The sequence below is a fragment of the Streptomyces yangpuensis genome, assembly GCF_024666385.1.
In the GTDB taxonomy this organism is placed as follows: domain Bacteria; phylum Actinomycetota; class Actinomycetes; order Streptomycetales; family Streptomycetaceae; genus Streptomyces; species Streptomyces yangpuensis.
This window is the reverse complement of record NZ_CP102514.1, coordinates 3,505,001-3,512,500: the sequence shown is the minus strand read 5'-3', so window position 1 is coordinate 3,512,500 and position 7,500 is coordinate 3,505,001. Positions and strand designations below refer to the sequence as shown.

Annotated in this window: 5 protein-coding genes, 3 rRNA genes and 1 pseudogene (2 of these 9 only partly in view); 7 read left to right on the top strand and 2 right to left on the bottom strand. The window is 63.9% G+C overall.

Translation table 11 applies throughout. The features are described from left to right. The 4 genes from NRK68_RS15985 to NRK68_RS15970 all read left to right on the top strand — a co-directional run. Positions 1 to 1,664, top strand: a 23S ribosomal RNA gene (locus NRK68_RS15985) (it extends 1,456 nt beyond the left edge of the window). Between the two features lie 77 nt (positions 1,665 to 1,741). Next, a 5S ribosomal RNA gene (gene rrf / locus NRK68_RS15980) occupies positions 1,742 to 1,858 on the top strand. Between the two features lie 112 nt (positions 1,859 to 1,970). Further along, positions 1,971 to 2,327 carry a hypothetical protein gene (locus NRK68_RS15975; RefSeq protein ID WP_183069840.1) on the top strand — a complete coding sequence of 119 codons (357 nt, stop codon included), beginning with the start codon at positions 1,971 to 1,973 and terminating at the stop codon, positions 2,325 to 2,327. A 17-nt stretch (positions 2,328 to 2,344) separates the two neighbouring features. Next, positions 2,345 to 2,614, top strand: coding sequence for a hypothetical protein (locus tag NRK68_RS15970; protein ID WP_183069841.1), 270 nt, complete (start codon positions 2,345 to 2,347; stop codon positions 2,612 to 2,614). Positions 2,615 to 2,638: 24 nt separating this feature from the next. On the opposite strand, the gene NRK68_RS15965 is transcribed toward NRK68_RS15970, so the two are convergent. Further along, on the bottom strand, positions 2,639 to 3,142 hold the full coding sequence (locus tag NRK68_RS15965) for a YfbM family protein (protein WP_257856057.1): 504 nt from the start codon (positions 3,140 to 3,142) through the stop codon (positions 2,639 to 2,641). 206 nt (positions 3,143 to 3,348) lie between these two features. Here NRK68_RS15965 and NRK68_RS15960 point away from each other — a divergent pair, with 206 nt between their 5' ends. Both NRK68_RS15960 and NRK68_RS15955 read left to right on the top strand, forming a co-directional pair. After that, positions 3,349 to 3,903 carry a hypothetical protein gene (locus NRK68_RS15960; protein WP_257856056.1) on the top strand — a complete coding sequence of 185 codons (555 nt, stop codon included), beginning with the start codon at positions 3,349 to 3,351 and terminating at the stop codon, positions 3,901 to 3,903. A gap of 133 nt (positions 3,904 to 4,036) precedes the next feature. Further along, positions 4,037 to 4,992: pseudogene (locus tag NRK68_RS15955) on the top strand (IS110 family transposase). Between the two features lie 356 nt (positions 4,993 to 5,348). On the opposite strand, the gene NRK68_RS15950 reads toward NRK68_RS15955, so the two are convergent. Further along, positions 5,349 to 5,801, bottom strand: coding sequence for a hypothetical protein (locus tag NRK68_RS15950; protein WP_257856055.1), 453 nt, complete (start codon positions 5,799 to 5,801; stop codon positions 5,349 to 5,351). A gap of 1,456 nt (positions 5,802 to 7,257) precedes the next feature. Between NRK68_RS15950 and NRK68_RS15945 the strand changes: the two genes are divergently transcribed. After that, a 16S ribosomal RNA gene (locus tag NRK68_RS15945) occupies positions 7,258 to 7,500 on the top strand (it continues 1,281 nt past the right edge of the window).

Genomic DNA, 7,500 nt, shown 5'->3' with positions numbered 1-7,500 from the left:
CGGGACCTAAGGCGAGGCCGACAGGCGTAGTCGATGGACAACCGGTTGATATTCCGGTACCCGCTTTGAAACGCCCAATATCGAATCAGGCGATGCTAAGTCCGTGAAGCCGTTCCGGACCCTTCGGGGAAAGGAAAGTGGTGGAGCCGACGAACCAGACTTGTAGTAGGTAAGCGATGGGGTGACGCAGGAAGGTAGTCCAGCCCGGGCGGTGGTTGTCCCGGGGTAAGGGTGTAGGCCGAGGGGTAGGCAAATCCGTCCCTCATACAAGGCTGAGACCTGATGCCGAGCCGATTGTGGTGAAGTGGATGATCCTATGCTGTCGAGAAAAGCCTCTAGCGAGTTTCATGGCGGCCCGTACCCTAAACCGACTCAGGTGGTCAGGTAGAGAATACCGAGGCGTTCGGGTGAACTATGGTTAAGGAACTCGGCAAAATGCCCCCGTAACTTCGGGAGAAGGGGGGCCATCACTGGTGATCCAACTTGCTTGGTGAGCTGGGGGTGGCCGCAGAGACCAGCGAGAAGCGACTGTTTACTAAAAACACAGGTCCGTGCGAAGCCGTAAGGCGATGTATACGGACTGACGCCTGCCCGGTGCTGGAACGTTAAGGGGACCGGTTAGTGACCTTTCGGGGTTGCGAAGCTGAGAACTTAAGCGCCAGTAAACGGCGGTGGTAACTATAACCATCCTAAGGTAGCGAAATTCCTTGTCGGGTAAGTTCCGACCTGCACGAATGGCGTAACGACTTCTCGACTGTCTCAACCATAGGCCCGGTGAAATTGCACTACGAGTAAAGATGCTCGTTTCGCGCAGCAGGACGGAAAGACCCCGGGACCTTTACTACAGTTTGATATTGGTGTTCGGTTCGGCTTGTGTAGGATAGGTGGGAGACTTTGAAGCATCAACGCCAGTTGGTGTGGAGTCGCCGTTGAAATACCACTCTGGTCGTGCTGGATGTCTAACCTCGGTCCGTGATCCGGATCAGGGACAGTGTCTGATGGGTAGTTTAACTGGGGCGGTTGCCTCCCAAAGGGTAACGGAGGCGCCCAAAGGTTCCCTCAGCCTGGTTGGCAATCAGGTGTTGAGTGTAAGTGCACAAGGGAGCTTGACTGTGAGACCGACGGGTCGAGCAGGGACGAAAGTCGGGACTAGTGATCCGGCGGTGGCTTGTGGAAGCGCCGTCGCTCAACGGATAAAAGGTACCCCGGGGATAACAGGCTGATCTTCCCCAAGAGTCCATATCGACGGGATGGTTTGGCACCTCGATGTCGGCTCGTCGCATCCTGGGGCTGGAGTCGGTCCCAAGGGTTGGGCTGTTCGCCCATTAAAGCGGTACGCGAGCTGGGTTTAGAACGTCGTGAGACAGTTCGGTCCCTATCCGCTGTGCGCGTAGGAATATTGAGAAGGGCTGTCCCTAGTACGAGAGGACCGGGACGGACGAACCTCTGGTGTGCCAGTTGTCCTGCCAAGGGCATGGCTGGTTGGCTACGTTCGGGAGGGATAACCGCTGAAAGCATCTAAGCGGGAAGCCTGCTTCAAGATGAGTATTCCCACCTCCTTGAGAGGGTAAGGCTCCCAGTAGACGACTGGGTTGATAGGCCAGATGTGGAAGCCCGGTAACGGGTGAAGCTGACTGGTACTAATAGGCCGAGGGCTTGTCCTCAGTTGCTCGCGTCCACTGTGTTAGTTCTGAAATAACGAACAGCTGTGATGTCAGCCAGCGTTCGAATTTCATAGTGTTTCGGTGGTCATAGCGTTAGGGAAACGCCCGGTTACATTCCGAACCCGGAAGCTAAGCCTTTCAGCGCCGATGGTACTGCAGGGGGGACCCTGTGGGAGAGTAGGACGCCGCCGAACAATCATTGTGGGAAAGCCCCGCACCAGTCATGGTGCGGGGCTTTTCTGCGTTCACCACCAGGTTCTGAGACCCGGCTGGGTATCCTGGCCAGCGTTCCCCCTGGAGGAGACGATGACAGCACAGCAGTGGGAAGACGGCGGGCCTCTCATCCCCCAGCCGGCGATGACACGGGAAGCCCTGCGGGACGCCGTGCGCCGGATCGACATGGCGAACCTGGCTGTGCTCGACAAGGAATGCAACGAGGCCTTCGACCGTGCCGCGGAGACGGGCGCCATCAACCCGCTGCGGTTCTTCCTGATCAAGTGGGCCACGCACGTGGCGATCCACCGCTGGCCGGCCCGCTCGGCGGCGCTGCACGAAGCCGAGCGGATCGCGGGCGATCCCGGCGCCACGGAGGAACAGTTTCGCGTGGCCATGGAGACCAGCAGCCGCATCCTGGCCGAGGCCCAGCGCGAGATCGGTCAGTGACCCGGCGCGGCGAGGGCGTGGAGAACGACAGCGGCTGGGCCTGGGAGTGCGACCCCAGCCGGCTCTGGGTGCTCGGCGACATGTCCGCGGCCCAGCAGGAGCTGGTCGGCGCCGTCATGGACGGCCTGGTCGACCTCGCCGCGATGGCCATCGACCCCAAGGACGGCAGCCTCTACGAGGATCCCCACCCGATGCGGCTCCGTACGTACGAGGACGAACACCTCATGGTCTGGTACCAGACCATCCCGCACCGCAGCCGGGTCTATCTCAAACGCGTCAACCTCTGACCTCCGCCGACCGGAGGCTCCGCCTCAGTCCAACCAGATCACCAGGGCATGGCCGTCCGAGGCCGCGGCTCGGAAGAACTCCGTCAGAGAAGTGAAGACGTCGCGGGCCCAGTCCAGGGACGCGGGCGAGTGCCATAGCTGTGGGTAGATCTCGGCGGCCGCGAGCTCGGTGTGGTCGACGCCTTGGATCAGTTGGTCATAGGTCATCCATGTCAGTGCGTCGGCGGCCAGCCGCACACGGTCGGCAGTCACGTATCGCGGTGGCCCGTAGCCCCAGTCGTCGGCCTCGGGGAGGGGTTCCTCGCCGTAGACGATGTGGACCGGGAACAGCGAACGCTTCAGCAGGAAGTCCAGCAGGTTCCAGGTCTGGTGCGTGCTGAAGTGACGGGCTTCGGCCGGCGAAGTCTCGTCGTCCTCCTCCTGGGCGTCCCGGATCTCCTCGGCGAGGTCCAAGACCCACTCGGGATCCTCCAGGGCCCGGGCCAGTTCGCCGGGTGTGACGCGCAGATACTCGCCGTTCATGCTCATGGGCTCGGCAGCCTACGGAGCGGTTCTGACAGCGGGCCCGAGCGAGCCGCTGACCGCTCACGCACGTTCGGCGGTGATCGGCGCGCCGTCGGCCTGGCCCACCGCTCGGATGCTGCTTCGGTGGGTCGGGCAGTGGCGTGATCCTGTCTCCGTATCGGGTCGGCATGCTGTGGTCGCGATCTGTTCGAACGGGATGAGGGTGGGACGTGCAGAAGCTGGTGGGGAGTGCCGTCACAGAGGCACTTCGTGATGGGGGCGGCGAAGCGATCCGCCTGTATGTCGCCACCTGCGCCGAACGCATGGCGCCGCTGTTCGTGGGCCTGAGAGCCGGCGAGCCGGGGCGCGAGGCCGACCGGGACTTCTACGTGGAGTGCGTTCGCGATCTCTGGCAGGCCGATCGGCCGCTCGCCGACGCAACCGCGGGCGTGCGCCGGCTGGAGCGGTTCTGGGAGCTTCAGCCGAACGAAGAGGGGATCACCGCTGTCGCCGACGTCTACGCCTTCTTCGCTGCGCTCTGCTTGCGGTATGCCATGTCGGCCCACGGCTCGGGAAGCCCTGATGACGCAGTGTCCTGTGGCCATGTGGCGCTCACCGCTATGGGCATGCTGGACGAGAACGTGGCGGGTGCCAGTTTCCTCGCCGACGAACACCGGCTCCAGTCGCTTTCGCTGAGCGGTGATGTCTCAGGCCTGTGGGATGCGAGCGTCACGGCGGGGCGGGAGAGATTTCGAGCCGTGCTGGGCCACCTAATCCGTGGGTAAGAGCAGTCCCGCCGGAGGAGAACCGGGCGGGCTGTTCGAGCGCCAGGGCCGTCACATCTGGCTTCCCCCGGGCTTCCGAGGCCTTCCCGTAGATGGTGGACGGTCCTGGTACGCCGAACACTGGAGGGGAAAGATCTTGATCGACTGCGGCATCGACTGGGCGGAACGCACACACGACGTCCCCCTGGTCGACGACAGCGGCCAGTTATTGGTCAAGCGGCACATCACCGATGACGCCGTCGGCTACAAGATCCTGCTGGAGGTACCCGCTGAGTACGGCGACACGTAGGAATCCCCGATCCCGGTCGCGATCGAGACATCCTGCGGCCTACTCGTCGCGGTGCTGAGGACCGACAATCGGCAAGTGTTCGCGATCAACCCGATGGCTGCCGCCCGCTATCGCGACCGGCACAGCTTCGCGCAAGAAGTCCGACCCGGGCGACGCCCTGGTCCTGGCCAACGTGCTGCGGACCGACATGCACGCCCACCGGCCGCTTCCCCAAGACAGCGACCTGGCCCGGGCCGTCGCCGTCCTCGCGCGCGCTCAGCAGGACGCGACCCGGAACCGCCAGCAGATCGCCAACCGGCTCCGCTCCCTGCTGCGCGAGTACTTCCCGGCCGCTCTCGTGGCCGTCGAATCCTGGAAGAACGGCTCTGTCGGCCCGAGGCCCACCAGCTCCTCACTGGCCCCGACGCCGACCAAGGCCGCTCGCCTCACACGCACCCAGTTACAGGCGCGCTCAAGCGGGCCGGCTTCAGCGGGGCATCGCAGCCGACGCCGAGGGGCTGCGTGAGGTCCTCCGGGCCGAGTGGGCCCACCAGCCGCAGCTGGTCGAGGACGCGCTCAGCAGCGAACGTCTGAATGCCGCCGGCTACCTATGGGCGTTCTCCGCGATCATCGCCTCCCCCGGCGCCAAAGCCCCCTACCGGCGACGCCGCGACAATCACGCAGACCGGCACACCGCCGCCCAGCGCAACCTTTTCAACCGCATGATCGGCCAGCTCTGCCACTGCCTCCAGAACCGAGAGCTCTTCGATGAGGAGTCCGCGTTGCCCGGGCCGCCCGGCGTTGCGGTCAGCGCAGCGTGACTGGCAGCACGTCGTGTGCCCAGGAAGGTAGCTCAGGGTCATCGCGCCAAGCCGAAGTGATCGTGATGAGGGCCTCCCACGAGGCATCGGCGCCGGATCCAGGACGACCTGTCGCAAGCTCGGCATACAGCCGTCTGCATAGGTGAGAGGTGACTTCGTAGAGTGCCCCGTTGACCTCCGCCACTCGCGCCAGAGCGGATCCGGGGGCGTGAGGCGGTCCCCATTGAGTCGGATGGTGGGGACCGCGGCCGCGTATGCCCGTCCGTGGATGAAATCCCGCAACGCGATCACTTCGTCCCACGTTGGCAAAGGGCGCTGGGCGGGGGCCGAGTCAGTCATCCGGCAAGGCTATGAGCTCACCGTTGTTCGAGGGCGTGGCCCGAGACCGTCCACTGGCCGGGGGACCGCACCCAGGGAGCGAAGCGCTGATCGGGGCCTGCATCCTCGCGCCAGTACCGCAAAACGGTTCCCTGGACGATGTCGAGCCGCTCCGCGGCGATGAGGCACGAGACCGGCTCTTGCCCGCCTGCATCGGCCTGAAAGGCGACCACGACGGCCGGCTCCTCGCCGAGCTGACGAGTGACCTTCAGGAGCTCGTCCAGCGTCGGTGCGCGGAAGACCGGATCGTAAAAGGTGGACGGGCAGCTGACGAAGAACGGATCACCGAAGACCAGCTCCAGGCTGTGGCAGTAGGACAGGTCATGGCCGGCGGCAAGCCTGAGCTCCCCGCCATCCCAGCCGACGACGTCCCAGTCCCACCAGGACCCTTCAGGGAGCTGGATCGCGGCATGCGCCCCTTCGACATCCATCCGCGGCCCCCTCATCCCGTTCGAACAACAGATCGACAGGCTACACAGCCGCCATGTGTGTGCGCCTTGACGCGTTAGGGCCCTCAGGTTTCTCGACTGCCTCGGGGCAGACGGCCCCCAGCTGGACCAGGAGGGCGAGCATCTACTGCCCACGCTTTCGACCAGCTGCGGCTGGTGGCTCAGTGGGCTCGGAAGACCTCGAGGAGCCGTTCGGCATCGGCTGTGACGGCCCGCCTGAGGGCTGGCCCGCTTGAGCGCGGTTTGTAGCAGCGCGCGTGAGACGAGCGGCCCCTGGTCGGCGTCGGGCCAGCCTGAGGACCTGGTGGGGCCGCAAGTCTGCGGACGGGTAGTACTCGCGTAGCAGGGATCGGACTGGTGAGAGATCTGCTGGCGGTTTCAGGCGGCGTCCTGATGAACTCGGGCGAGATCGCTCCCTAGAAGGGGGCTGGGGGCGTCGGTCCGCAGCACGCGAAGACCAGAGGGGGTCGCCCTGGTCCGACGTCGTGGGTTAGACGGAGTGTCGGTCTCGGTCGCGGCCGAGACCGGGGGATACCTCCGTGTCGTCATTGGGGCAGGCACGGCGTCCACCGGTAGCGGGAGAGGCCATGTCGGTTCGGTGGAGGTTGTGGCCCAACCCCGGCAGCATCGCCCTGCAAGGTGCGACGGCGTGGTGATCTCCGGCCCGGTCGGCCCCTGCAGGCAGAGCTCTCAGGCCCGTACGTATTCAGAGGGTCGGCTCACGAAGGCCGCTCCCGTCGGCTTCGCCTCCGGCAGGTCCGTCCCAGGCGTTCCACCGTCAGTCACGTGGAGCCCAGCGGACCAGGAGCGATGTTCGATGACGTTGCAGCGCCAGCCTTGCGGGGCCAGGTGGTGGGCGGTGAGCCGGCACCGGTCCGGCTCTGCTTGAACTGGGCCGCGGCCTCGGTGGGGAGGGTCGTTTTGACTCCTCCAGGACACGGTTGTAGAGTTGAACAGTTGCCTGGAGCTGAAGCGCTCGGCAGCGGCCCCCACAAGGATTCGCTTTCAAGTGGGGACACTCGACTCTTCATTCGGGAATCGAAGCCGGAGAAATCCGGTGGAAAACTTCTGATAGAGTCGGAACCGCCGGAAAGGGAAACGCGAAAGCGAATACCTGGAAAGCGTCGAGGAAATCGGACACGAAAAAGTCTGGTAGAGTCGGAAACGCAAGACAGCAGAACGAAAGCCCGGAGGAAAACCCGCGAGGGTGAGTACGAAGGAAGCGTCCGTTCCTTGAGAACTCAACAGCGTGCCAAAAATCAACGCCAGAAGTTGATACCCCGTCCACTTCGGTGGATGAGGTTCCTTTGGAAAAGACCTGTCGGGCCTTCGGGCACTGGCAGGCGACAAACACAGCGAGGACGTTGTGGCGCGTCGGTCATATTCCGACATGATGCGCCCGCTCTTTCGTGCGTGTGCACCCGATCACGGGTAAACATTCATGGAGAGTTTGATCCTGGCTCAGGACGAACGCTGGCGGCGTGCTTAACACATGCAAGTCGAACGATGAAGCCCTTCGGGGTGGATTAGTGGCGAACGGGTGAGTAACACGTGGGCAATCTGCCCTTCACTCTGGGACAAGCCCTGGAAACGGGGTCTAATACCGGATACGACTGCGGAAGGCATCTTCTGCGGTGGAAAGCTCCGGCGGTGAAGGATGAGCCCGCGGCCTATCAGCTTG